The following is a 24,204-nucleotide window of genomic DNA, read 5'->3' as shown; positions in this document are numbered from 1 at the left end:
GGACACCGATGGCAATCACCGACATCAATGAGTACGCCCACCTGACCGACGCCGACGTCGAGGCGCTCGGGGCCGAACTCGACGCGCTGCGCCGCGAGATCGAGGCCGACCGCGGGGTGCGCGACGTCACCTACCTGCGGCGCACGATTCTCGCTCACCGGGTCCTCGAGGTCTCCGGGCGTCTCGCGCTGCTCGGCAGTCATCGGCGGCCGTTGTGGCTGCTGGGCACCGGTGCGCTCGCGCTGGCCAAGATCATCGAGAACATGGAACTCGGGCACAATGTGATGCACGGGCAGTGGGATTGGATGAACGATCCCGAGGTCCACTCGACGACGTGGGAATGGGACATGGTGTGCGCGTCGCCGCACTGGAAGCACTCCCACAACTACATCCATCACAAGTACACCAACGTCGTCGGCATGGATCACGACGTCGGCTACAAGATCCTGCGGGTCACCCGCGACGAGCCCTGGGAACCGCGACGCGCGCTGCAGCCGCTGTTCAATCTGCTCCTGGCAGCCACCTTCGAGTGGGGCATCGGCCTGCACGACCTCGCGCTCAAAGAGGTCATTCAGGGCGAGAAGCCCAAAGAGGTCGCGATCCCGCAGATGAAGGAATTCGGCCGCAAGATCGGCAAGCAGGTCGCCAAGGACTATGTGTTGTTCCCGGCGCTGACCGGGCCGAATTTCCGGCACACCCTGACCGCGAATCTGACGGCGAATCTGATCCGCAACCTCTGGGCGTATGTGGTCATCTTCTGCGGGCACTTCCCGGACGGCGCGGAGAAATTCACCGTCGACACCCTCGAGAACGAGACCCAGGGCCAGTGGTACCTGCGACAGATGTTGGGCAGCGCCAACTTTCGTGCCGGCCCGGCCATGGCATTCATGTCGGGGAACCTCTGCTACCAGATCGAGCACCACCTGTACCCCGACCTGCCGAGCAACCGGCTCGCCGACATCTCGGTGCGGGTGCGCGCGCTGTGTGACAAATACGATCTGCCCTACACGACCGGCTCACTGTGGGTGCAGTACGGCAAGACGCTGCGCACCATCAACAAACTCGCATTGCCGGACCGGTTCCTGCGCGACACCGCCGACGATGCACCCGAGACCGCCTCGGAACGTCGTTTCGCGGGCATCGACAAGGCGCTCGGGTTGCGCTCGGCCATCGCCGAGGCCCGGCGCAGGCGACGGCTGCGTCGTCACGCGCGCTGAGTCGGGCTCAGAGACACGCCCTAGACCGCCTGGACTTCGCCGCGCAGCCGTTGCTGCGCGGCGATTCCTTGCACCGAGTGCTCGCGCTCACCGATAGCGAACGCCGCCCACAGCACGATGCCGAGCACCGCGGTAGCCGCGCCCGCAGCGCACACCAGGTTCCACCCGCCGGTCTGATATGCCCATCCGCCGAACGCCGAACCCGCGACGCCGCCGGCGAAGTAGGCCACCATGTAGGCGGTCGTCAGCCGAGAGCGTGCCTCGCCGTCGAGCGAGTACACCGCGGCCTGGTTGGCGATCTGCACGCCCTGCACGCCGAAATCGAAGACGAGCAGCGCGAGGATCAGCACCAGCACCTGGTGCGCACCCGCCCACAACAGCCCCCAGCTGAGAAGCTGGACGACCCACACGCCGTATTGGGTGTGGCGCAGATAGCCGCGGTCGGCGAGTCTGCCGACCCGTGGGGCGGCCAGCGCACCGGCCACCCCGGCCAGACCGAACAGCCCGATCTCGGCGTCGGAGAAGTGATACGACGAGCCGTGGGCTCCGGCGAGCAGGAAGGCGATCGCCGTCCACATCGCCGAGAACGCGGCCATGTTCAGTCCGCCGAGCACCATGCGGTGGCGCAGGACGCTCTCCGACCGGATCAGCGTCGCGATCGAGGCCAGCACACGCGGATACGACGTGGTGCCCGAGCGCTCGACCGCGGTGTGCGGCGCCCGCCACCAGACCGCGGCGGCCATCATCACCTGCATGACCGCGGCCACGACGAGCACGGTGCGCCAGCCGCCCGCCTGCGCGATGAGGCCCGACAGGACGCGGGAGAACAGGATGCCGACGAGCAATCCGCTCATCACCGTGCCGACGACGGCGCCGCGTTCACTCGGCCCGGCCACCGCCGCGGCCCACGGTACGACCACCTGTGCCGCCGACGCCGACACCCCGACCGCGAACACCATGATCATCAGGACCGCGTAGGTGGGTGCGGCCGCGGCGATCGCCAAACCGATGCACGACACGACCAGCAGCCCGCCGACGAGCCGTCGGCGGTCCAGGAAGTCGCCCAGCGGTACGACCAGAGCCAGACCGATCAGGTAGCCGACCTGGGTCACCGAGATGATCAGGCCCGCGGCCGTCGTCGAGACGTGGAGGTCGCCGCCGACCTCGTGCAGCAGGGGCTGCAGGTAGTAGAGACAGCCCGCCGAGGACCCCGCGGTCACCGCGAACAACAGCACGATCACCCGGCTGAGTCGGGTGGTCGGGGAGGAGGTCGTCGAAGCCATGTGTCCATGGTGCGGCGCGGTCGCCGTGAAGAAAAGCGATAGATTCTGATGGCCACATCTACGTGGAAGATGATTGCCAGGTCGGCGGGGGCGAGTGAGAGGGCGATCACGATGGAACTGCGGCAACTCGACTACTTCCTCGCGTGCTGTGAGCATGGCACCTTCACCGCTGCGGCACGGTCGATGCAGGTCGTGCAGTCGGCGGTGTCGACGTCGGTGGCCAAACTCGAGCGCGAGGTCGGCGCGCAACTCTTCGATCGCACCCCGACCACGCTGGTGCTCACCGAGGCCGGGCGCGCCGTCGTCGAACCCGCTCGAGCCGCGGTCCGGGCGCGCGCCGAGATCGTCGACGCCCTCGCGGCGCTGCGCGGGGACATCCGCGGTGATGTCGCGGTGGGTGCCTTGGTCAACATCGTCACCATCGATCTCGCGGAGGCGTTCGGGGCGGTGCATCGGCGGCATCCGGGTGTCGCGATCGCGATGCGGCAGAATCCGCAGGGCAGTCAGGGCAACATCCGCGGGCTGCGCGACGGAACGCTGGATCTGGCACTGCTCGGCGGTCCGGATCAGGAGATCCCCGGCATCACCGTGTACCGGCTGGCCCGAGAGCCTCTGGTGCTCGTGGCCCACCCCGACCACCGGCTGGTTCGGGCCGGCGGCTTCGCGGCCGCGGATCTCGCCGCCGAACGCACCATCGACTACCCGCCCGGCTGGGGCACCCGCGCGGTGACCGACAAGTGGCTCCCGCATCGCCGATCGGTGATCGAGGTGGCCGATCAAGAGTTCGGTATCCGATTGGCGCTCAACGATTTCGGGGTGACATTGGTGCCCTGGAGCGTCGCCCACGACCACGCCGGAGCGGTGGGGGTGCCCTGCACCGACCGTGATCTCGACTGGGTTGTCTCGATCGCGCACTCCTCGGTGCGCTCGCCGTCGACGGCCGCCCGGGCGGTGCTCGACATCGTCCGGGAGGTAACGACGCGGACCGCCTGACGCTACATTTGTACCAATGTCCGGACAAATTAAGTGGAGACGATGGTGAGACTGGGGTTGGTCGGTTACGGCGCGGGTGGACGGATCTTCCATGCGCCCTGTATCCAGGCGGTGCCGGAGATCGAGCTGGCCGGGGTGGCCACCGGCAACCCTGACCGCCGCCGCGAGGTGGCGACGGACCTCCCGGGGGCTCCGGTCTTCGACTCGCCCGACGATCTGCTCGCAGGTATCGGTAAGTCACCGCGCGATGAAGTTGCTGATGCGCGGTCGATTTCGATTGACCCGTGGCGATGGTCACCATGTCGATGTCGGCGCATTCGGACATGCGGCAGGTTGCGAAGATCGTGATGAGCCATCACGGCGCTCTCGTCGGGGGTCATCGTCCGCAAGTGTCGTAGATCGCCGTCATCACGCCGCACAACATCCCGGGCGACTGATCGACCTGTCAAAGACGCATATGTTTGGTTGTTATGACATACTATGAGGCATGACACAGGCCACCACGCAGCTCCAGATCGATCTCGATCGGTCGACCCCGGTGCCGCTGTATCACCAGCTCGCCCGCGCGATCGAGGCCGCGATCATCGGTGGCGAGCTCGCTCCGGGTGATCGTCTCGAGAACGAGCTCGATCTCGCCAAACGGCTCAAGCTCTCCCGCCCGACGATCCGCCAGGCGATCCAGGAGCTCGTCGACAAGGGGGTCGTCGTGCGCAAACGGGGCGTCGGCACCCAGGTGGTGCAGAGCCCGGTGAACCGCTCGGTGGAACTGACCAGTCTGTTCGACGATCTCAGCACGGCCGGAATGCACCCGGAGACACAGCTTCTCGAGTACCGGCGGTCGGTGCCCGACGACGACCTGCGCACCGATCTCGGTCTCGATGCCGACGCGGAGGCTGTCACCATCCGACGGCTACGCAGCGCAGGCGGCGAGCCACTGGCGGTGATGACCAATCACCTACCCGCCGACATCTGCCCGCCGCCAGGCGATCTCGAGGACGGCGGCCTCTACAAGGGGCTGCGCGCCAAGGGCGTCCACATTCGGCTTGCCCGCCAGGTCATCGGCGCGAAAGCCGCCGACGCCGAGGAGGCCACTCTGCTCGACGTCGAGCCGGGTGCGCCGTTGCTGACCATGCAGCGCACTGCATTCGACGATGCGGGCAAGGTCGTCGAGGTGGGTCGCCACGCCTACCGCGCGGACCGCTACTTCTTCGAGACGACCGTCGTCGATCGCTGAGGCGGGTCTCGAGGCCGCTTACCCCCGATGGTTCCAACCCCGATGGCTACGTGGTAGCCGGTCGTTTCGCCCCGATGGTTCCAACCCCGATGGTCGAGGTGCGAGGCGCGTGCGCCGAGCCTCGAGACCGCCTGCGCCGACGCTGGTTTCGCCACCACCACCCACCGGCCCCACCACCCACCGGCACCCTACTCCGAGTCGACGCTCGTCGATTCCGGCTCGGGGTCGGTCCCGCCGCCACCCACCGCGACGAGCAGGCGCCGCACCGCCATCGCGCGACGATGCGAGGCGCCGGTGAGGGCGTCGAGTGCGCATTCCGGATCGGCAGGCGGTCCGAGGTGGGTGCAGCCGCGCGGACAGTTCTCGATGGCATCGCGCAGATCGTCGAAGGCGTCGACGATGTCGTCGGCGTCGACGTGGGCGAGACCGAATGAGCGGATTCCGGGGGTGTCGATGACCCACGACCGTCGGCCCTGGTTCTTGGGACCTCGCACGTCATCGGGATGTGGCGGCAACACCAACGCCACCGACGCGGTGGAGGTGTGTCGGCCCTTGCCGACCCCCGAGACCACACCGGTGGCCCGTTCGGCTTCGGGCACAAGGCGGTTGACGAGGGTGGACTTGCCCACGCCGGAGTGCCCGATCAATGCGGTGAGGTGCCCGCGCAGCAAGCCGAGGACGTCGTCGAGTGGATCGTCGCGACCGGCGCGCACGATGATCAGGTCGAGTCCGTCGAAGGCACTGGTGAACTCGGTGGGATCGGCCAGATCGGACTTGGTGAGACACAAGATGGGTTCGAGCCCACCGACATACGCCGCGGCGAGGGCGCGTTCGACGAATCCGGTCCGGGGTGGGGGATCGGCCATGGCCGTGACGATCAGGAGGCGATCGGCGTTGGCGGCGACGATCCGCTCGTACGGATCGGTATCATCGGCGGTGCGCCGCAGGACCGTTCGCCGCTCGTCGACTCGCACGATCCGAGCCAGTGAATCCGGCTTCCCGGTCAGGTCGCCGACCACCCCGACATCGTCGCCGACCACGATCGGGGTGCGGCCGAGTTCACGTGCGCGCATGGCCACCACACGACGATCCGGGTCGCCACCGAGTACGCAACCCCAGCGGCCCCGATCGACCGAGACAACCATCGCCGACTCCGCATCATCATGTGCCGGTCGGGTCTTGGTGCGCGGACGACTTCCCTTGCCGGGGCGGACCCGGACATCGGACTCGTCGTAACTGTCCGCGCGACGGCTCACGGATGCCCGATCATCTTCTGCCACATACCCGGAAAGTCCGGCAAGGTCTTCGATGTGGTCTCGATGTCGTCGACGGTGACCGAGGGGACGCGCAGGCCGATGATCGCGCCTGCGGTGGCCATCCGGTGGTCGGCGTAGGACTCCCAGTGCCCGCCGTGCAGCGGGGCCGGCCGGATGATCAGGCCGTCGTCGATCTCGGTGACATCGCCACCGAGACGCCCGATCTCGGTGGCCAGTGCGGCCAGGCGATCGGTTTCGTGGCCGCGCAGATGGGCGATGCCGGTCAGCCGGGACTCACTCTCGGCGAGGGCAGCCAGTGCTGCGATCGTCGGTGTGAGTTCGCCGACCTCGCGCAGATCGCGGTCGATACCGGTCAATCGAAGTGGTCCGCGCACGGTGAGCGCACCGTCGAGAAGTTCGACGGTGCAACCCATCTCGGCGAGGATATCGGCGATCTGGGCGCCGGGCTGGGTGGTGACGGCCGGCCAGCGTGGCACGCTGACTGCCCCGCCGGTCGCGGCGCCCGCGGCGAGGAAGGCGGCCGCGTTGGAAAGATCGGGTTCGATCGCCCAGTCCACCGCACGAATCGGCGATGGATCGACGTGCCAGATATTCGGTTCGTCGACAACGACTTTCACACCGGCTGTCGCGAGCATCGCGATGGTCATCTCGATGTGGGGCATCGACGGAACCGGACCTCCGACGTGGCGCACGGTCAGTCCCTCGTCGAATCGTGCGCCGGTCAGCAGCAACCCGGACACGAACTGCGACGATCCCGACGCATCGATCGTGACCTCGCCGCCGCGCGCCGATCCGGTGCCCACCACCGTGAACGGCAGGGAGTCGCCCTCGACGGTGACACCGAGGTCACGCAGGGCATCGAGGATCGTCGTGAGCGGTCGCTGACGCGCTTGCGGATCGCCGTCGAAGTCGACCGGTCCCGACGCCAACGCCGCCATCGGCGGCAGGAATCGCATGACGGTGCCTGCGAGCCCGCAATAGACGTCGGTGCCGTGCATGGGTCGCGGTTCGATGGAGACCGTCGTCGGGTCGGCGGCGTCGACCCGGATGCCGATGCCCAGTCCGGTCAGAGCGGCGAGCATGAGATTGGTGTCCCGGCTTCGTAGTGTGCCGGTGAGGGTCGACGGGCCGTCGGCGAGCGCGGCGAGCAGCAACGCCCGATTGGTGATCGACTTGGACCCGGGCAGGTCCACGGTCGCGTTCACCGGCCCCGACACGACGGGCGCATTCCACGTGCTCATGCGGTCCAGTCTGTCATGGGGCCTGCCACGTCCGATCCCGTCCCGGTCAGCGGTTGTCCAGACGCAGGGGGTGCGTCGGCGGGACCTCGACGATGATGAGTAGCCGGCCGTCGGTGTCGCGCACATGCATCTCGATCAGGCCCCACGGCTCGGTGAGCGGTTCGCGCTCGATCGTGGCGTGCGCTGACCGCAGTTCACGTTCGACGGCCGAGACGTCACGTACCTGCAGCCACAGTGCGCCCGACGGCTCGATGGTGGTGTCGAGATCGGAACTCATGTGCCCGGGAACCTCGATCAGGCCGTTACCGGCGTAAAAGACGACCCCGCCCGGGTACTCCCGCGCGACGGCGAGACGCAGCTGATGACGGTAAAAATGCTGCAACGATTCCGGGTCTCGTGAACGGAGCAGGACGCGACTGCTGAGGACCTCCATGCCTTGTGTCTACACCGCTACCGATCGGTCGGACAGGACAATACGCCCGGCGCGTCGCGGGTCCGGTGTGCTCGGATCACTGGCCTTCGGTGGTGCCGTCCGACCCGCCGAGCGCGTGACCGCGGTTGAGGTCGTTGCCATGACGGCCCGCCTCGTAGATCGCCTTCTCCCGCGCGATGCGATCGGTCTCACCGATCGGCTCGGCGTCTCCGAAGGCGAAGGCGGATTCGTGCGGGTACTCGTGCGGGATGTCCGGGTCGTCGAGTTCCTCGGGCTGTGGGCTGTTCATGGGACAACGATACGGCGCCGACACCGATCGCCGGCGGGAACCGGCGGCCTCTAGGTGGCCGGTGTACCCGTGTCCCGAGCGGAGAACTTCCCGCCCGTCTTGTCGTCCCACCGGTCGAGTAGCGCGGTGACCTTCGGATCGCCTTGGGCGCGAATCCATTCGCACAGTTCCTGCGGCGCCGAGGGATTGGTGACGATGAACCGGTGGAGACCGGTGTCGTGCTCGGCGAGTACACGCAGCGTCGCCGGGTCGGTGTCGGGGTCGGCGGCGGCGAGCGCATCCCGCGGATCGAAGGCGCCGTACCGCGGTGCGTCGGAGCCGGAGAGGCCGTCGGCGTCGACCACCTCGATCTCGCCGGTGTTGTGATAATCCACCGGATCGGGTGAGGTGCTGCGCCAATTGAGTAAGAGGTTCAACAGGATTGCGGTGATGGCGCCCGCGGAGATCCCGGAGTGGAAGATCGTCTGGAACCAGTCCGGGAACTGGTGATACAAGTCGAGCGACACGGTCTCGCCGTTGTCGTTGGTGTATGACAGGCTCGCCTCGCTCAGCATCGCGGCGCCCACCGAGATGGCGACCACCAGGATGTTGGTGTTGTTGAACTTGACCCGGGTCAGGGTGCGGACACCACTGGCGGCAACCATGCCGAACAGCGCGACACCTGCGCCGCCGAGGACGGGCTGGGGGATGCCCTCGATGATCGCGGCCATTTTCGGGAGCAGGCCGAGGACCACCAGGATCGCCCCCGCACATGTCGCGACGTGTCGGGTCTTGACGCCCGTGATCGCCACCAGGCCGACGTTCTGCGCGAATGCGGTGTAGGGGAAGGTGTTGAAGATCCCGCCCAGGACGGTGCCCACACCGTCGGCCCGCATGCCGTCGGCGAGCTTGCGCGGTGTGATCTTCTTGTCGACGATCTCGCCGACGGCCACGATGTCGCCGGTGGTCTCGGTCATGATCACCAGGGCGACGATGATCATCGCGATGATGGAGCTGACGTCGAAGCTCGGCACACCGAAATAGAACGGCTGCGGTACAGCGATCCAGGAACTCTGCCCGACGCCGCTCCAATCGGTCATGCCGAAGGGGATCGAGATCAGGGTGCCGAGGACGAGTCCCACGAGCACCGAGACCCGCTTGATCGCCGCCGGCGCGAACCGCTCGAGCAAAATGATCAACAGCAGGGTGCCGAATCCGAAGGCGATCGATTTGGGTGCGCCGAAATCCTCGCCCTTGTTGGTGCCGCCGCCGAACCATCCGGCGGCCACGCTCATCAGCGACACCCCGATGATGAGAATGATCGTGCCGGTGACCAGTGGTGGAAAGAACCTGATCAGCCGACCGACGATCGGCGCCACCAGGATCATGAACACGCCGCAGGCGATCACCGAACCGTAGATCGCGGTGATGCCGTGGTTGAGCCCGATGGTGATCATCGGCCCGACCGCGGCAAATGTGACGCCCTGCATCAGGGGCAGGCGCACCCCGAACCGCCAGAACCCGACTGCCTGGAGCAACGTGGCGATGCCGGCGACGAACAGGTCGGCGGTGATCAGGTGGACGATCTCGTCGGAACGCATCTGACCGGCGCCGACCATTGCGCCACCGACGATGAGCGGCACCGCCACGGCACCGGCGTACATCGCCATGACGTGTTGCAGTCCGAGCGGGAAGAGTTTGGTCAGCGGCGGGATGTCGTCGACCGGATGGTCGGCGTCACGGCCGCGCTTGATGGTGTCGAGAACCGTCATGGTCACTGTCTACGAGCCCGAGATTTCTGATTTGACGCGATCGTGTGTCGACGGTGTTTCCGGCAGAATATATCGATGTGGCAGCACGGATTCCCCAGCTCAGTGCCGGGTTACTGATTCATCGGAACACGGCACTCGGCGTCGAGGTCCTGCTCGCGCATCCGGGTGGACCGCTGTGGGCGCGCAAGGACGACGGAGCGTGGTCGATCCCGAAGGGACTCGTCGAGGACGGTGAGGAACTCCTCGTCGCCGCCCGCCGCGAATTCGCCGAGGAGATCGGTCAGACGGCACCCGACGGTGAGGTCATCGAGCTCGGTGAGGTGCGGCTCAAGAGCGGTAAACGAGTCGTCGCCTTCGGGATCGACGGTGACCTCGACGTCTCCGTCGTCACCAGCAATACCTTCGAGATGCCGTGGCCGCCACGGTCCGGGAAGACCCATGCCTTCCCGGAGATCGACCGTGCGGAATGGTTTTCTCCCGACGACGCACGCCGCAAGCTCAATCCGGCGCAGGTCGCCTTCATCGACCGGTTACTCGAGCGCCACTCGCCGAACCCCTGATCGGCGCCCGCCCGATCGGGGTGCCCTTATCAGCGCGGCGACGCGGTGTCGGATTTCTCCGCGCTCGACTGGTCCACTTGGTAGCGGATGAGACGAGAACTGTTGGCCACCACGGCCACCGACGACGCGTTGTGCAGGATCGCCGCCACCACCGGGGACAGCGCGCCACCGGCGCCGACGATCAGCCCGATCGCGTTGACGGCGATCGACATCCCGTAGTTCTGCTTGATCACCTGCAGGGTGTGCTCGCCCAGGTCGCCCACCGCCAACAGCATGCGCAGATCGTCTGCGGCCAAGGCGATGTCGGCGGTCTCGACGGCGACGTCGGTGCCGGCCAAGCCCATCGCGATGCCGATGTCGGCGGCGGCCAGTGCGGGCGCGTCGTTGACCCCGTCACCGATCATCGCCACCAGATGACCTTCGGATTGCAACTCGCGGACTGCGGCGAGTTTGTCCTCCGGAAGCACCTCGGCCCGCCAGTCGTCGATGCCGAGTTCACCGGCGATCGCCGCGGCGGTGGCCGGGTGATCGCCCGTGAGCATGGCGATCCGCTCGATTCCCTTGGCCCGCAACCCATCGAGCACCTCGCGTGCCTCGGGGCGAACCTCGTCGCGCAGACTCACCAGGCCGACGAGGGTGCCGTCGACGGCGAGCAACAGTGGCGTCTCGCACTCGTTGCGGAGCTTGTCCACCCACTCGATCGCGTCGGTGGACAGTGCCACCTCGTGGCGAGCGAACAGGGCGGGGCTACCCAACAACAGGACGCGACCGTCGGCGGCGAAGGTGCGCATGCCGAGACCGACGATGACCTCACACTCGGCGTGGGTGGGGATCTCGATCCGGCGCTCGGTCGTCGACCGGATCACCGCTTGCGCCAACGGGTGTCGCGAGTGGATCTCCGAACTCGCCGCATGGGCCAGGACGTCCTCGGGTGACCAGTCGGGGTGGAAGGAGATCACGTTGGTCACCACCGGACGGCCGGTCGTCAGTGTGCCGGTCTTGTCGAAGACCATGGCGGTGATGCGGCCGGCCGCCTCGAGATGCGAGCCGCCCTTGATCAGGATTCCGCGGCGGGCACCGTTGCCGATGGCGCCGCTGATCGCGGTGGGCGTCGACAACCCGACCGCGCAGGGGCACGCGACGAGCAGCATGGTCATGGCGCGGCGCAGATCGCGCGTGACGAGCAGGGTGGCCGCCGACAGCAGGAACGAGGCCGGGACGAAGCGGCCCGAGAACTGTTCGCCGACAGTCTGGATGGGCGCCCGATCGTGCTGGGCTTCCTCGACGCGGGCGATGATCCGACCGATGGCGGTGTCGGCGCCGACCGCCGAGGTGGTGATCACCAACCGCCCGCTGACCACCACTGAGCCCGCGTGCACGTGGGCGCCGACCTGTGCGGTGACGGGCAGGTTCTCGCCGGTCAGCGCGGACTGGTCGATCACCGCCTCGCCCTCGAGTACCGTCCCGTCGACCGGCACGGCGACATGATCGTGGACGACGATGACGTCGCCGACCGCCAGCGAATCGACGGGCACCGAGACCTCGCTGCCGTTCTCGAGCCGCAGCCATGCGGTGTCGGTGTTGCCGCGCAACAGATCCGAGATCGCCCGTCGGGTGCGACGTAGCGTCAGATCCTGGAGGAATTCACCGATGTTGAGCAACCACAGGACGGTCAGCGCGACGACGTTCTCCCGCAACAACAGGCTTGCCACGGTCGCCGCCGACACCAGCGCATCCGTGCCCGCTCGGCCGCCGCGCAGGGAACGCAAGGCGCCCTTGAGGAACGGATAGCCGGAGAAGATGGTGATGCCGGTGGCGACCGTGCGCGACGCGGGACCGAGCATCGGTGGTCGTCGGAATCCGTAGCGCCGCAACCCCAGAAGGATCAGGGCGCCCGCGCCGATACCCATCCGCAGGATGTCGGAATTGGTGACGTCGGCCGAATGCGGCGCGGCCCGGGTGACCGTCGTGAGATCGGTGGCCTGCCCGGCAGCGATCGCGCGATCGATGGCACCACGGTCGGTGTCGCGGCGATACCAGACGACGACCGAGCCGGTGCGCGGGTACACGTGCACGGCGCGAACGCCGGTCACCGCGATGACGGCGTCCTCGACGGCGACCGCGCGTGCCGCCGACGTTCCGCGCAGCGCATCGACGACCAGACGGAGACGACCCGCGGCGTCGGACCGCACAGTTTCTTGCACGGCGGGCGTCAGTGATCGTGGTCGTGCGGCTCGGCTGCTCCCGGGGGACTGGCTTCCTCGCCGATACGGTCCTTCGCCTCGGCCACGATGTCGGCGGTCCGCAGGCGCGCGTCCTCGGCGATGGCCTCGGCTTTCCGGGTACCCACCAGGCCCCAGGAGGTGACCACCACGGCGCCCTGCCGTAGCGGTGCCTTGGCGATGGCCTTGCGGGCGACGTCGTATGCGACGGCGCCGACGAGGCCGGTCGCGACCGTCGATCCGGCCTTGGTCAAGAAGCCGTGTAATGCCATCTCGGTCCTTTCGCGCTCAACTCGAGCGAGTTGCCCGATTAATGGAAACGATTGCCAGGACGTCTGAGTCTACGTTGTGCGCGGCCACCCGGCGAGCGGACACACGCCGACACGGGGACCGGTTGGGCAAAGCGCGGAAGCATTTGCAACATTGACCAATGTGCCATTGACAAATGGCATCATGGGTGATGCCATCGGTAGTGTGATTCACACCTCACGACAGTCGCGGTGTGCGGCGTGGCTGACCCGACGCACGTTGCGGCCGTTCGCCGACGTCCTGCCCGGCGGTGTCCTCGCGGTACATGTCTCCCGGGCCATCGTCGCCATGGCCATGCTGCTCGGGTCACCGCCGCCCTACCGGGTCCGCGTCGATGCCCTGTCCACCGGCAGCTTCCGCGGAGAGTGGGTGTATGCCCCGGGATCGGAGAAGTCCCGGCGGGTCATCCTCTACGTCCACGGCAGTGCGTATGCGATCTGCTCGGCGCGCACGCACCGCGGACTCGTTGCCCGGCTCGCGCATCTCACCGGGATGCCGGTGTTCAGCGTCGACTACCGACTCGCACCCGAACACACCTTCCCTGCTGCCGCCGACGACGTCGAGGCCGCCTACGCCTGGTTGCAGAACATCGGCTATCGACCCGAGAACGTCACCGTCGCAGGTGATTCGGCAGGCGGCCATCTCCTCTTGGATCTGCTCGCCGAGAATGTGCGACACCGGCGTGCGCAGCCGCGCGCGATGGTACTGATGTCGCCGCTGGTCGATCTCACCCTCGAACTGGCCCGCAGGCAGGAACGCGACACCGGGCCCGATCCATTGATCTCGGCCGTCGCCGCGCAGCGTCTGGTCGATCACTACACCAGAGGCCATCCGGCCGACCTGCCTCGCCTCGCTCTGACGCTCGATCGCGCCGACGACCTGCCTCGCACACTGATCCAGGTCGGTGGGGCAGAGATGCTCCTCGGCGATGCACGTGCTGCGCACCGGATGATCTCCGACGCCGGTGGGGACAGTGAACTGCAGATCTGGCCCGGACAGATGCACGTCTTCCAGGCACTGCCGACGATGATCCCGGAAGCCGGCCCCGCCTTGGCGGCTGTCGCACGGTTCATCACCGAGTGTCCGGAACCGGGTGGCAAAGCTGCGGCGACGAACGCTGCGACGGCACACGCTGATACCGAACACGCTGATACGGAAAGGTATGCCACGACATGACATCTCGACGATCACAGGGTGCACGTGCCGTCGTCACCGGAGCGGGTAGCGGCATCGGGCGCGCCTTCGCTCTCGAACTCGCGCGCCGTGGTGGCCGCATCGTCTGTGCCGACATCGACATCGACCGGGCCGAGGAGACGGTCGCCATGATCGACGCGGGCGGGCGCGGGGAGGGCATTGCGCTGTTCTGCGACGTCGCCGAGATCGACGACATGCGCACCCTCGCCGGCCGCGCACCGGATCTGCTCGGTGGCCCGACCACGTTGATGATCAACAACGCCGGCGTCGGCATCGGCGGGCGCTGCGTCGGCAGCATCGGTCTCGATGACTGGACCTGGGCCCTCGACATCAACCTGCGCGGAATGGTGCTCGGGTCGGAACTCTTTCTGCCCCAACTGCGCTCGGCCGGACGGGGTGGTCTCATCAACGTCGCCTCGGCCGCCGCGTTCTCCGCGGCGCCGGGGATGGGCGCCTACAACGTCGGCAAGGCCGGGGTGCTGGCACTTTCGGAGACCATTGCCGCGGAGTTGTCGGGCACGGACCTCGCGGTGACCGTGCTATGTCCGACGTTCGTGAAAACCAATGTCGCCGTGGACGGTCGGATCACCGGCGACGCGATGAAACTCGCGCAAACCCTGATGCGGTACTCCGGGCGGTCGGCGGAGCAGGTCGCGCGGGCGACCCTCGACGCCAACGACCGGGGACGGTTGTACGTGGTGCCCCAACTCGACGCCAGGGCCCTCTGGCTGATGAAGCGACTGTTCCCGCGGACCTACACCCTCGGGGCGGGTCTGCTGCATCGTCTGGCCCCGGCGATCGCCGCCGTGGACCCGGAGGTCCTCGAACCGGGGGTATCCGAGCACAACGGCCTGGCGTCCGATGCGGAAATCGAAGCTGCACCAACACGAATCGAAGAAGGAGTGTGACATGCCGATAGTTCTCGAGGACATGCTGGCGACCATCAAGGATCGCCAGTGGGCCCTGGCCGACATCGACTGGGATGCTCCCGGTGCCGAGTTGATCACCGAGGAGCAGAAGCCGAAGCTCAAGGCGTTCATGGCCGATCTGGTGTGGATCGAGAATGTGGGCGCCCGCGGGTTCGCGGCGTTGGCGAAGAAGGCGCCCGACGAGACGCTCGCGGAGATCTACCGGTACTTTCACGCCGAGGAGCAGAAGCACGCCAACGCCGAGCTCGCGCTGATGCGGCGGTGGGGGATGCTTGAGGACGACGAGGTCCCCGAGCCGAACGTCAACATCCGCCTGGCCATCGAATGGCTCGACACCTTCGCCGACCGCATGTCACTGTCGGTGCTGGGCACGGTCATCCCTATGTTGGAGGTGGCCCTCGACGGGGCGCTGCTGAAGTTCCTCCTCGAGGAGGTCGAGGATCCGATCTGTCATGCCGCGTTCCGCAAGATCAATGCCGACGAGTCGCGGCATCTCGCCGTCGATTTCCACGCACTCGACATGATCGGCAACGCCCGCCTGCGCACCCTGCTGGTTCAGACCGTCGGCACAGTGGCCTCGCCGGGACTCATCATCGGTGCCCTGATGTATGTGCCCCTGCTGAACAAGATGCGCGACAACATCGTCGACATGGGACTGTCGGAGGATCGGCTCTACGACGCGATCAAACGGTTCCGCAAGAACGGCGACCGGGGCCGCGGCACCCGGCTGCTCACCTACCAGGTGCTCAAGTACCACGCCGGCTGGGTCATCAACCGCGACAGCCCGTATCACTACTTCGCCGACGCGATGGTCACGCTGACCGACCTCTACCCGCGCTTTCTCCTTCGGTCGCAGCCGAGTTGGTCGAAGGAACTGACCTACGAGCCGATCGCGTGAGCGCCGTGCACGAGGACCCGCACACGCCTGCTCCCGATGCCGCCGGTCTCGATGCCACCACCGTCATCATCGGGGCCGGGTTCGCCGGTATCGGCACCGCCATCCGGCTCCTGCAGCAGGGCCGGGATGACTTCATCATCTGCGAACGCGACGTCCGACCGGGCGGAACGTGGCGCGACAACGTCTACCCCGGGGCGGCCTGCGACATCCCGTCGCGGCTCTACTCGTATTCCTTCGCACCCAATCCCGAATGGTCACACACCTATTCGGGAAGTGAGGAGATCCTGGCGTACATCGCGCGGATGATCGCCGACCACAACCTGGAACGGTTCATCCGGTATTCGCATCTGGTGACCGGGCTGGAGTTCGACGAGGAGTCCGGCACGTGGCGCGTCGATCTGGCCGATCGGGAGTCGCTCCGCACACGCGCGGTGGTCGTCGCGTCCGGCCCGCTCTCCACACCCGGCTATCCCTCGATCCCGGGTATCGACGAGTACACCGGTCACCGGATGCACTCGGCGGCATGGGACCACGACTACGACTTCGCCGGCAAGAAGGTCGGGGTGATCGGCACCGGTGCCAGTGCGGTGCAACTGATCCCGGAGTTGGTACGCTCCGGCGCCGACGTCACGGTGTTCCAGCGCACTCCCGGGTGGGTGCTGCCGCGAGCCGATCGACGGATCTCCTCGTTGACCAGACGGGTGTATCGGACGGTGCCGTACTCACAGACGGTGGCACGTCAACTCTGGTACCTCGGGCACGAGTCGGTCGCGCTGGGCGCCGTGTGGAACACGCCGTTCACGCGGGTCATCGAGGGGGTCGCGAAGATCAATCTCGTTGCTCAGGTGCGCGATCCGTGGATCCGGCGACAGCTCACCCCGGATTTCCGGGCCGGCTGCAAGCGGCTGCTGATGACCAGCGACTACTATCCCGCGTTGCAGGCCGACAACTGCACCCTGGTGACGTGGCCGATCGCGCGGATCTGCGAACACGGCGTGCGGACCGTGGAGGGGATCGAGCGGCGATTCGACGCACTGGTGTTCGCGACCGGATTCGAGGTGTCCAAGCAGGGATCGCCGATCCCGATCCGCAGCCGTGACGGTCGAGTGCTCGCCGACGAATGGTCCGGTGGCGCATACGCGTACAAGTCGATCGCGGTGTCGGGGTATCCGAATCTCTATTTCACCTTCGGCCCGAACTCCGGCCCGGGGCACAATTCGGCGTTGGTGTACATGGAGGCACAGATCGATGCGATCGTCACCGCCATCTCGCTGATCGTCGACCGCGGATTGCGGTTGCTCGACGTGCACCGACCCGCCCAAGATGCCCATAACCGGTCGATCCAGAAACGACTGGAGGGCACCACCTGGAATTCCGGTTGCCGCAGTTGGTATCTCACCGACGACGGGTTCAACGCCACCATGTACCCGGGGTTCGCCGGTCAATACCTCGCGCAGATGCGGGGAATCGATTTCTCCCGGGACTTCCGTGCGGTGGCACTCGACGCAGCGCGGTCGCCGGACGCAAGCCGGGACTCGTCGATGGTGTGAGCGGTGCTCGCCTCAGCCGATGCCGGCGGGGTCGACCGACACCCAGTCCGGATACTTGGCGGTTCGGTCGTCGCCGGAGGACTGCTTGCGAAGGCGTCGCATCACCCACGGGAACAGGTGCTCGCGCGCGAATTCGGCCTCGGCGACGAGACGCGGGGGACGCGGTTGCGGTTCGGGGCGAGTGGGCGTCGTCGTCGGCACCCCGAGGCCGCGCAGGATCAGTGCGGCGGTGCGGCGGTGGCCGATCGCGTTGAGATGCAACCGATCCGGCGACCAGTACTCGGGGCGGCGGATCTCGGTGTCGTGGAAGACGTCGATGAACTCCACGTCCTCGGTGACGGCGATGGTCGCGACCTCGTTGGTGAGGTACTCGCCGCGGCGCCGGATGGTCGACCCGAAGGGCAGACCATCCGAGGGGTCGGCGCCGGCGAGGAGGACCACGCGGATTCCGGCGTCACGGCATCGCCGTACCGCGGAGCGGGTGAGTTCGACGAGTCCGGTGAGGTCGCCGGTGCGCAGCATGTCGTTGCCGCCGCCGTTGAGGGTGATCAATGTCGGCAACGGGTCGAGGCGCAGGGCGGCGTCGACCTGATCGGTGACGATGGGCTCGAGGAGCCGCCCGCGCACGGCAAGGTTGGCGTAGTCGATCCCGCCGTGCGCGGCGGCGAGCCCCTCGGCGACGAGGTCGGCCCACCCGCGCGGGGTGTCGGGGCCATCGGGTTCGTCGCCGACTCCTTCGGTGAAACTGTCACCGACCGCCACGTACCGCACTGCCTGCCTTGACCTTTCGCTCGTTCGGGTGATCGCTCACCGGACGTGATGGGTACGCGGATCTACGTGACGGTGATGCCGCCGTCGACCGCGAGGGTCTGGCCGGTGACATAGCCGCCGGCCGGGGACGCCAGCCAGACCGCCGTCGCGGCGAGCTCCGCCGGATCACCGGTGCGGCCCAACAAGACACGGGGCATCTGTGAGTCGAGGTAGCCGTCCTTGTAGCCGTCGGTCATCTCGGACTTGAAGAATCCGGGGGCCAACGCGTTGACGCGAATACCCTTGCGGGCGCCCCACTGCTGGGCGAGATCGCGGGTGAGGCCGATGATCCCGGCCTTGCTCGCGGCGTACGCGGCCTGCGGGAGCGAGGCGGTGGTGATGCCCAGGATCGACGAGATGTTGATGATCGAGCTACCCGGCTGCATGACCCGGCCGGCCGCCTGCGCCATCCAGTACGAGCCGTTGAGATTGACGTCGATGACGTTGCGGAACTGCTCGGGCGTCTCCCGTGTCGCCGGCACCGCGGTGCCGATGCCCGCGTTGTTGATCAGCACGTCGACGCGACCGAAGGCCTCGATCGCGGCGTCGATCACCTTCTGGCACGACTCCGGGTCGGCCACGTCGGCGGTCACCGACAGTGCCTTGCGCCCGGTGGCCTCGACTCTGGCCGCGGTGTCGGCCAGGCGGTCGGTGCGGCGCGCGGCCAGGACGACGTCGGCGCCGGCTTCGGCGAAGGCGATGGCGAACGAGACGCCGAGACCCGACGAGGCGCCGGTGACGACGACGACCTTGTCGGTCAGGGAGAACATATCGAGGACGGACACTTTCGGGAGCTCCTTCGTGAGGGTTGGTCGACTGCGTGATGGATCGACGGTATGTGGAGGTGGGCTACAGCCAGGCCGGATCGGTGTCGAGGGTGGTGCGATCGAGTGCGGTCAGCAGCTCGAACTGCGGCCCGGTCTTCGGCAGTTCGTACCGGTAGAAGTATTGTGCCGCAGCGCGTTTGCCGTCGTAGAAGTCGCCGGTCGACGCGCCGACCGCGAGTAGCTGCTCGAGCCACATCCAGGCGATGACGATGTGCCCGGTGGCCTCGAGGTAGGCGGTCGCGTTGGCCAGGGAGACGGCCACGTCGCCTGCCGACCACACGGCGACGGTGGTCGCGACGAGTGTGTCGAGTCGGGTGCGCAGTGCGGCGGCGTATTCGGCGAGCGCCGGATCGGCCTCGGCTCCGGCGATGGTGTCGCCGATGGTCTCGGCGAGCAGGGTCAGTCCCGCGCCATCGCGCATGATGACCTTGCGTCCCAACAGGTCCAGGCCGTGGATGCCGTGGGCGCCCTCGTGGATCGGATTCAGTCGATTGTCGCGGTAGTACTGCTCGACCGGGAATTCGCGGGTGTAGCCGTAACCGCCGAGGACCTGGATGGCCAGGGAGTTGGCCTCGAGACACCATTGTGACGGCCAGGATTTGGCGATCGGGGTCAGCACGTCGAGAAGCAGTCCGGCGCGGGCCTGCTCGGCGTCGTCGCCGGTCTGCTGGAGGTCGACGAGCTTGGAGCAGTACAGTCCCAGCGCGAGCGATCCCTCGACATAGGACTTCTGCGCCAACAACATCCGCTTCACGTCGGCGTGTTCGACGATGGGGACGGGCTTGGCGGTGGGGTCCTTCTGGTCGACCGGACGTCCCTGCGTGCGTACCTTGGCGTATTCCAGGGATGCGAGGTAACCGGCATATCCCAGTGAGGTGGCGAGGAATCCGACGCCGATGCGTGCCTCGTTCATCATGTGGAACATGTAGGACAGGCCCTTGTGCTCTTCGCCCACCAGGAACGCAACTGCTCCCGGAGCGGGGTCGGGGGAGTGGGTGCCGTCGCCGAAGTTGAGCAGGCAGTTGGTGGTGGCCCGGTTGCCCATCTTGTGGTTCAGCCCGACGAGTGCGACGTCGTTGCGGGTGCCGTCGGGGAGATATTTGGGCACGATGAACAGGGAGATGCCCTTGACGCCGGGGCCGCCGCCGGGGGTCTTGGCCAGCACGAGGTGGACGATGTTCTCGCCGAGTTCGTGGTCGCCGGCCGAGATCCACATCTTGGTGCCGGTGACGCGGTAGGTGCCGTCGGCCGTGGGGGTGGCCTTGGTGGTGATGTCGGCGAGCGAGGAGCCGGCCTGCGGTTCGGACAGGCACATCGTGCCGAAGTAGCGGCCCTCGACGATGGGTCGGACCCAGGTGTCGATCTGTTCGGGTGTGCCGTATTCGGCGATCAGGTTGGCGTTGCCGACGCTGAGGAAGGTGTAGGACGACATCGCGGCGTTGGCTGCCTGGAACCATGCGGCGCTCGCCCGGTTCACCACCGTCGGCAGTGCCATCCCGCCGAGTTCTTCGTCGAAGGAGCCCGCGACGAGCCCGGCCTTGAGGAATTCGTTGATGCCCGAGGTGATCTCGTCGGGCAGGACGACCGTGCCGTCGTCGCCGACGTAGGGCTCGTGGGCGTCGCCGAGTGCGTTGTGGGGCGCGTAGCGCCGGGTTGCGATGTCGGCGGACAGTTCGAGGACCGCGTCGAAGGTCTCGCGGGAGTGCTCGGCGAAACGTGGACGCTCGGTGAGCTTTTCGACGTCGAGCCATTCGTAGAGCAAGAACTCCAGGTCGCGACGGGACAGCGGTTCGGCCATGACGCTCCATTTCGTCCGGTGTGCAGCCAAGCACTCGCTCATTTTGTGAGCACTTGCTTATACTGCCTGGTGTGGCGGTTCGTCGTCAACATCGGCGGGCCCTGAGAACCGGGAGTGAGGTGATGGCGCTCGTGCATGCCACCGAATCGGCTGCGGCGCAGCGTATCCGTGCTGCCGCCATCGCGTCGTTCGCCGAGTTCGGCTACGCGGGGACCTCGACCCGGCAGATCACCGCGCGACTCGGGATGAGTGCGGCGGCGATGTACCCGCACTTCCGGTCCAAGGAGGAGTTGCTCTACTCGATCGCCCTCGAGGGCCATCAGGCGGTCAACGACGCCATGCGGGCGGCCGACGAACCGTCCGCGCCGTACCCGGACCGGTTGCGTGCCGTGGTCGCCGCCTTCGCCGAATGGCAGGCGCGTCATCATCAGTTGGCCAAGGTGGTCCAGTACGAGATGCGGGCGTTGCGGCCCGAGCATTTCCGCGCGATCGCCGACCTGCGGCACGAGACGACGGCGATGTTGACGACGATCGTCACCGCAGGGGTTCAGGCGGGTGAGTTCCTCGCCGACGACGCCGACGACGTGATCCTCGCGATCTCGTCGCTGTGCGTCGACGTGTGTCGTTGGTTTCCCAGCCGAACCCACCGCGATCCGGTGCAACTCGGTGTGGCCTACGCGCGGATGGCCTCACGGATGGTGCGGGCGGAGGAGAGCTCCGGTCACCGCTCCCGGCCGGGGAACGGGGTGTAGTGCCGGCGGGCGGCAGTCGCCACGACCTCGGTGAGTTGGTTCTCGTCGAGTACCGCGGGGGTGCCCGCGCTGACCGAACGCAGGTAGACCTCGCAGAGCCACTCGAGTAGTTCGATGTGCTCGCAGGCGGTTTCGATGTTGCTGCCGACGGCGATGGCACCGTGATTGCGCATGAGCGCCGCGGTCCGTTCGAAGAGGGCCTCGTTGATACCCGTGCTCAGTTCGGGGCTGCCGAAGACCGCGTACGGCGCCACGCGCACCGAGCCGCCGAGCATGGCCGCGGTGTAGTGGATCGCCGGGAGTTCGTCGACGATGTTGCCGACGGCGACCGACGCGATCGGATGTGCGTGGGCGACCGCGGCCGTCGACGAGGTGCGGTAGATGTCGAGGTGGAGGCGCAGTTCGGAGGTGGGTCGGTACGGGGTGGGAACCGCGACGGTTCCGTCGAGATCGACCACCACCAGTTGTTCGGGCGACACCGAATCGAGTCGGCAGCCCGACGGGGTGACCAGCACGTGGTCGCCGACGCGGGCCGACAGGTTGCCACCGGTGCCGATCGTGTGGCCCGCCGAGGCGAGTTGGTGGGCCGCCGAGCAGAGGTATGCGCGCTGATCGTCGATGTCCACTCCTTGACGGTAGCGCCTTTGTGCAGTTCATGGCAGGGATGTGGCAGTTCATGGCGGGTGCCGCCGGCCGTCGCGCACCGTCGGGTTCGTCGCGCGCCGTGGGGTTTCCGTTGCCCGCCGGGCGTCAGGTGACGATCCCGAACTCCTTGATCTTGCGGTAGATCGTGGCGCGCGAGATGCCGAGCGCATGTGCGGCAGCCGCTTTGCTGTTGCCGTTCTCCTCCAGGCTGCGCACGATCGCGTCACGTTCGAGCGCCTCGATGCGGGTGAGGGTGTGCCGACTCGTGGTCCGGCATCGTGGCGGGAGTTGGCTGACGCCGATCACCCCGGAACGCTGATGGGTGACCACCTCTCGTAGCGTCTGGCGCAATTCGGCCACGTTGCCGGGCCACCCGTACTTGCTGAGCTGGGCCATGGCGTCGGAGGCCACGGTGAGCTCCCGTCCACGGGTGAGCTGGCGCAGCAGGGCAGGTACGAGATCGTGGAGATCCTCGATGCGGTGCCGCAGCGGCGGCAACTCGACGGTGTGGCCGAAGAACGGCAACAGCATCGACGCGGCATCGGCCGCATGCAGGGCGGTGGTGACTCCGAGCCAGCCGGCGTACTCCCGGCCGGGCAGCAGGTCGGCGATCGCCGCCTGGGTGTGGTCCGGCACCCGGTCGAGGTCGCGCAGGATGATGCAGAACCCATCGCGGTCGAGTTCGGTGGCGAGGGCGTCGAGGGTTTCATCGGTGTCCGACCCGGAATCGGGGTCGGCATCGAAATCGTCGGCAGTGAAGATCCGAGTCGTCGACGGCTGGTAGCGTTCTGCGGCAGCACGCAGCAAAGCCGTACGGCCGGAACCACTTTCGCCGGAAACGGCGATCCACTGCCCGGCCTGGACGTGCCCGGAGATCCGGGCGCAGCATTGGCGCCACGACGAGCTGCGGCCGACCACCCCGGGTAGCGAGGCGACGGGACGCAGCGGGGTGGAGGCGGGTGGTGTGGGTGCGGAATCGAGCAGATGGACCCGGAACACGGCGATCGCGGTGTCGGAGTCGAAGTGCTCGTCGACCGGTGACAATCGCGCGACCCGACCGCTGGGCAACGTGTTGACCCGATTCGCCGACACGCGGTCCGGCGACTGGTCAACGGCGTGTTCGAGGATCGCGAGTTGGTCGCCGGGATCGATGCTGTGGCGCAGTCTTCGGTTCATCAGCACGACGTCGCCGGAGATGGCGAGCACCATCGCCTGCGGGGCGCGCCGACAGGTGGCGAGGTAGGCGTTGAGCAGCCGGGATTCCCGTTCGCTGGCCTGCGAGACCATGCGGTGCATGATCTGCGAGGTGGCGGATTTGGCCAGGGACAGCAATAGCGTCGAGGGGTGTTCGTCGTCGGACGGACACGTCAGGTCGAGGGCACCGACGACCGCTCCGGAGATGGGGTGCACGATCGGCACGCCCGCGCAGGACAGTGGCCCGAGGCATCCGGCGTAATGCTCGGAGCCGCGGACCAGGGTTGGCTGCCGGGTCTCGAGCGCGGTGCCGATGCCGTTGGTGCCCGCGTGCTCCTCGCTGTAGCTGTACCCGGGGGCCAGGCTGACCTCGTCGAGCATCTGTTGCAGCCGGCGGCTGGCGGTGGTGCGCGAGAGCACCACCCCGTCGGCGGAGGTCAGGATGATCGAGACCGGCTCGGTGGACAGGTCGTCGGCGAGTTGGCTCAGGATCGGGCGGGCCGCGCTGATCAGCGGGCCCTCGAGGTTCGGTTCGCGGACGAACGGCAGCTCGAGGCGATCGGCGTGGACGTTGAAGGCACGCGAACGCTTCCACGACGTCGAAATCGAGTCGCGGACGGCATCATCGAGCGCGTCGTCGCTCAGGAATTTCTCCCGTGCTCTGGCGATCGCTGCGGTGGACATGGCTGCTGGTGGTGTGGGCTGTGGAATCACCGAGCAAAAGGCTCCTCTGCGATCGGGGGCTCCGCTGTGATCTGGGTCTCACCTGCTGCGAGTGTACCCCCTGGGGAGGACCGG

Annotated in this window: 22 protein-coding genes; 9 read left to right on the top strand and 13 right to left on the bottom strand. The window is 67.3% G+C overall.

The annotated features are described in order from the left end of the window. The first annotated feature begins 8 nt into the window (after nt 1-8). Nucleotides 9-1,217: a fatty acid desaturase family protein gene (locus tag J6U32_RS21635; RefSeq protein ID WP_208792082.1), complete on the top strand. Its 1,209-nt coding sequence runs from the start codon at nt 9-11 to the stop codon at nt 1,215-1,217. 20 nt (nt 1,218-1,237) lie between these two features. Here J6U32_RS21635 and J6U32_RS21630 read toward each other — a convergent pair whose 3' ends face one another. Then, on the bottom strand, nt 1,238-2,500 hold the full coding sequence (locus J6U32_RS21630; protein WP_208792081.1) for an MFS transporter: 1,263 nt from the start codon (nt 2,498-2,500) through the stop codon (nt 1,238-1,240). A gap of 111 nt (nt 2,501-2,611) precedes the next feature. On the opposite strand from J6U32_RS21630, the gene J6U32_RS21625 reads away from it, so the two are divergent. After that, on the top strand, nt 2,612-3,493 hold the full coding sequence (locus J6U32_RS21625) for a LysR family transcriptional regulator (protein WP_014360912.1): 882 nt from the start codon (nt 2,612-2,614) through the stop codon (nt 3,491-3,493). 487 nt (nt 3,494-3,980) lie between these two features. Beyond that, a complete protein-coding gene (locus J6U32_RS21620) occupies nt 3,981-4,727 on the top strand; it encodes a GntR family transcriptional regulator (RefSeq protein ID WP_006370667.1) in 747 nt (248 codons plus the stop codon). A gap of 188 nt (nt 4,728-4,915) precedes the next feature. Here J6U32_RS21620 and rsgA read toward each other — a convergent pair whose 3' ends face one another. The 5 genes from rsgA to J6U32_RS21595 form a co-directional block, all read right to left on the bottom strand. Further along, on the bottom strand, nt 4,916-5,983 hold the full coding sequence (gene rsgA / locus J6U32_RS21615) for a ribosome small subunit-dependent GTPase A (protein WP_208792080.1): 1,068 nt from the start codon (nt 5,981-5,983) through the stop codon (nt 4,916-4,918). Beyond that, on the bottom strand, nt 5,980-7,245 hold the full coding sequence (gene aroA, locus J6U32_RS21610; RefSeq protein WP_208792079.1) for a 3-phosphoshikimate 1-carboxyvinyltransferase: 1,266 nt from the start codon (nt 7,243-7,245) through the stop codon (nt 5,980-5,982). The genes rsgA and aroA overlap by 4 nt, the downstream gene beginning before the upstream one ends. A 46-nt stretch (nt 7,246-7,291) precedes the next feature. Next, on the bottom strand, nt 7,292-7,678 hold the full coding sequence (locus J6U32_RS21605) for a VOC family protein (protein ID WP_208792078.1): 387 nt from the start codon (nt 7,676-7,678) through the stop codon (nt 7,292-7,294). 76 nt (nt 7,679-7,754) lie between these two features. Further along, entirely contained in the window at nt 7,755-7,967 is a 213-nt protein-coding gene (locus J6U32_RS21600; RefSeq protein ID WP_014360882.1) for a hypothetical protein, read from the bottom strand. A gap of 50 nt (nt 7,968-8,017) precedes the next feature. Next, on the bottom strand, nt 8,018-9,718 hold the full coding sequence (locus J6U32_RS21595; protein WP_208792077.1) for a nucleobase:cation symporter-2 family protein: 1,701 nt from the start codon (nt 9,716-9,718) through the stop codon (nt 8,018-8,020). Nucleotides 9,719-9,795: 77 nt separating this feature from the next. On the opposite strand from J6U32_RS21595, the gene J6U32_RS21590 reads away from it, so the two are divergent. Then, on the top strand, nt 9,796-10,278 hold the full coding sequence (locus J6U32_RS21590; RefSeq protein ID WP_208792076.1) for an NUDIX domain-containing protein: 483 nt from the start codon (nt 9,796-9,798) through the stop codon (nt 10,276-10,278). A 29-nt stretch (nt 10,279-10,307) separates the two neighbouring features. Here the strand turns inward: J6U32_RS21590 and J6U32_RS21585 are convergent, their stop codons facing one another. Together J6U32_RS21585 and J6U32_RS21580 are read right to left on the bottom strand one after the other, a co-directional pair. Further along, nucleotides 10,308-12,470, bottom strand: a complete 2,163-nt coding sequence (locus J6U32_RS21585) for a heavy metal translocating P-type ATPase (RefSeq protein WP_280118989.1) — start codon at nt 12,468-12,470, stop codon at nt 10,308-10,310. 20 nt (nt 12,471-12,490) lie between these two features. Further along, nucleotides 12,491-12,772 (bottom strand): DUF1490 family protein, encoded by a 282-nt coding sequence (locus J6U32_RS21580; RefSeq protein WP_208792074.1) that lies wholly within the window; start codon nt 12,770-12,772, stop codon nt 12,491-12,493. A 181-nt stretch (nt 12,773-12,953) separates the two neighbouring features. Between J6U32_RS21580 and J6U32_RS21575 the strand changes: the two genes are divergently transcribed. From J6U32_RS21575 to J6U32_RS21560, 4 genes are read left to right on the top strand one after another with little or no spacing between them, the layout of a single operon-like run. Next, nucleotides 12,954-13,985 carry an alpha/beta hydrolase gene (locus tag J6U32_RS21575; RefSeq protein WP_208792073.1) on the top strand — a complete coding sequence of 344 codons (1,032 nt, stop codon included), beginning with the start codon at nt 12,954-12,956 and terminating at the stop codon, nt 13,983-13,985. Continuing rightward, the gene (locus J6U32_RS21570) at nt 13,982-14,911 is read left to right on the top strand and encodes an SDR family NAD(P)-dependent oxidoreductase (protein WP_208792072.1); all 930 of its coding nucleotides are present in this window, start codon (nt 13,982-13,984) and stop codon (nt 14,909-14,911) included. The genes J6U32_RS21575 and J6U32_RS21570 overlap by 4 nt, the downstream gene beginning before the upstream one ends. Before the next feature lies 1 nt (nt 14,912). Continuing rightward, nucleotides 14,913-15,830, top strand: a complete 918-nt coding sequence (locus J6U32_RS21565; protein ID WP_208792071.1) for a ferritin-like domain-containing protein — start codon at nt 14,913-14,915, stop codon at nt 15,828-15,830. Beyond that, a complete protein-coding gene (locus J6U32_RS21560) occupies nt 15,827-17,380 on the top strand; it encodes a flavin-containing monooxygenase (protein ID WP_208792070.1) in 1,554 nt (517 codons plus the stop codon). Before J6U32_RS21565 ends, J6U32_RS21560 begins: the two co-directional genes overlap by 4 nt. A gap of 12 nt (nt 17,381-17,392) precedes the next feature. Here J6U32_RS21560 and J6U32_RS21555 read toward each other — a convergent pair whose 3' ends face one another. The 3 genes from J6U32_RS21555 to J6U32_RS21545 all read right to left on the bottom strand — a co-directional run bounded on the left by J6U32_RS21555 (nt 17,393) and on the right by J6U32_RS21545 (nt 20,815). Then, complete coding sequence (locus tag J6U32_RS21555; protein ID WP_208792069.1) at nt 17,393-18,151, bottom strand: SGNH/GDSL hydrolase family protein; 759 nt, start codon at nt 18,149-18,151, stop codon at nt 17,393-17,395. Between the two features lie 62 nt (nt 18,152-18,213). After that, entirely contained in the window at nt 18,214-18,975 is a 762-nt protein-coding gene (locus tag J6U32_RS21550) for an SDR family NAD(P)-dependent oxidoreductase (protein WP_208792068.1), read from the bottom strand. Nucleotides 18,976-19,039: 64 nt separating this feature from the next. Then, complete coding sequence (locus J6U32_RS21545) at nt 19,040-20,815, bottom strand: acyl-CoA dehydrogenase (protein ID WP_208792067.1); 1,776 nt, start codon at nt 20,813-20,815, stop codon at nt 19,040-19,042. Nucleotides 20,816-20,937: 122 nt separating this feature from the next. Between J6U32_RS21545 and J6U32_RS21540 the strand changes: the two genes are divergently transcribed. Further along, nucleotides 20,938-21,567 (top strand): TetR/AcrR family transcriptional regulator, encoded by a 630-nt coding sequence (locus J6U32_RS21540; RefSeq protein WP_208792066.1) that lies wholly within the window; start codon nt 20,938-20,940, stop codon nt 21,565-21,567. Here the strand turns inward: J6U32_RS21540 and J6U32_RS21535 are convergent. Together J6U32_RS21535 and J6U32_RS21530 are read right to left on the bottom strand one after the other, a co-directional pair. After that, the gene (locus J6U32_RS21535; RefSeq protein ID WP_208792065.1) at nt 21,537-22,193 is read right to left on the bottom strand and encodes a class II aldolase/adducin family protein; all 657 of its coding nucleotides are present in this window, start codon (nt 22,191-22,193) and stop codon (nt 21,537-21,539) included. The two genes, J6U32_RS21540 and J6U32_RS21535, sit on opposite strands and share 31 nt — an antisense overlap. Nucleotides 22,194-22,317: 124 nt before the next feature. Beyond that, nucleotides 22,318-24,090 (bottom strand): sigma-54-dependent Fis family transcriptional regulator, encoded by a 1,773-nt coding sequence (locus J6U32_RS21530; RefSeq protein WP_208792064.1) that lies wholly within the window; start codon nt 24,088-24,090, stop codon nt 22,318-22,320. Nucleotides 24,091-24,204 lie beyond the last annotated feature (114 nt).

The sequence above is a fragment of the Gordonia polyisoprenivorans genome (assembly GCF_017654315.1).
Classification (GTDB): domain Bacteria; phylum Actinomycetota; class Actinomycetes; order Mycobacteriales; family Mycobacteriaceae; genus Gordonia; species Gordonia polyisoprenivorans_A.
Note: the sequence above shows the minus strand (reverse complement) of the source record. Positions and strands in the feature narration are given on the sequence as shown.

What these genes read in the sequence shown, in the direction of transcription:
- J6U32_RS21565 (WP_208792071.1), top strand. Translation starts at nt 14,913, where the DNA reads ATGCCGATAGTTCTCGAGGACATGCTGGCGACCATCAAGGATCGCCAG.
- J6U32_RS21605 (WP_208792078.1), bottom strand. Translation starts at nt 7,678, where the DNA reads ATGGAGGTCCTCAGCAGTCGCGTCCTGCTCCGTTCACGAGACCCGGAA.
- J6U32_RS21625 (WP_014360912.1), top strand. Translation starts at nt 2,612, where the DNA reads ATGGAACTGCGGCAACTCGACTACTTCCTCGCGTGCTGTGAGCATGGC.
- J6U32_RS21575 (WP_208792073.1), top strand. Translation starts at nt 12,954, where the DNA reads ATGGGTGATGCCATCGGTAGTGTGATTCACACCTCACGACAGTCGCGG.
- J6U32_RS21620 (WP_006370667.1), top strand. Translation starts at nt 3,981, where the DNA reads ATGACACAGGCCACCACGCAGCTCCAGATCGATCTCGATCGGTCGACC.
- J6U32_RS21570 (WP_208792072.1), top strand. Translation starts at nt 13,982, where the DNA reads ATGACATCTCGACGATCACAGGGTGCACGTGCCGTCGTCACCGGAGCG.
- J6U32_RS21595 (WP_208792077.1), bottom strand. Translation starts at nt 9,718, where the DNA reads ATGACGGTTCTCGACACCATCAAGCGCGGCCGTGACGCCGACCATCCG.
- J6U32_RS21530 (WP_208792064.1), bottom strand. Translation starts at nt 24,090, where the DNA reads ATGTCCACCGCAGCGATCGCCAGAGCACGGGAGAAATTCCTGAGCGAC.
- aroA (WP_208792079.1), bottom strand. Translation starts at nt 7,245, where the DNA reads ATGAGCACGTGGAATGCGCCCGTCGTGTCGGGGCCGGTGAACGCGACC.
- J6U32_RS21630 (WP_208792081.1), bottom strand. Translation starts at nt 2,500, where the DNA reads ATGGCTTCGACGACCTCCTCCCCGACCACCCGACTCAGCCGGGTGATC.
- J6U32_RS21540 (WP_208792066.1), top strand. Translation starts at nt 20,938, where the DNA reads ATGGCGCTCGTGCATGCCACCGAATCGGCTGCGGCGCAGCGTATCCGT.
- J6U32_RS21635 (WP_208792082.1), top strand. Translation starts at nt 9, where the DNA reads ATGGCAATCACCGACATCAATGAGTACGCCCACCTGACCGACGCCGAC.
- J6U32_RS21600 (WP_014360882.1), bottom strand. Translation starts at nt 7,967, where the DNA reads ATGAACAGCCCACAGCCCGAGGAACTCGACGACCCGGACATCCCGCAC.
- J6U32_RS21545 (WP_208792067.1), bottom strand. Translation starts at nt 20,815, where the DNA reads ATGGCCGAACCGCTGTCCCGTCGCGACCTGGAGTTCTTGCTCTACGAA.
- J6U32_RS21580 (WP_208792074.1), bottom strand. Translation starts at nt 12,772, where the DNA reads ATGGCATTACACGGCTTCTTGACCAAGGCCGGATCGACGGTCGCGACC.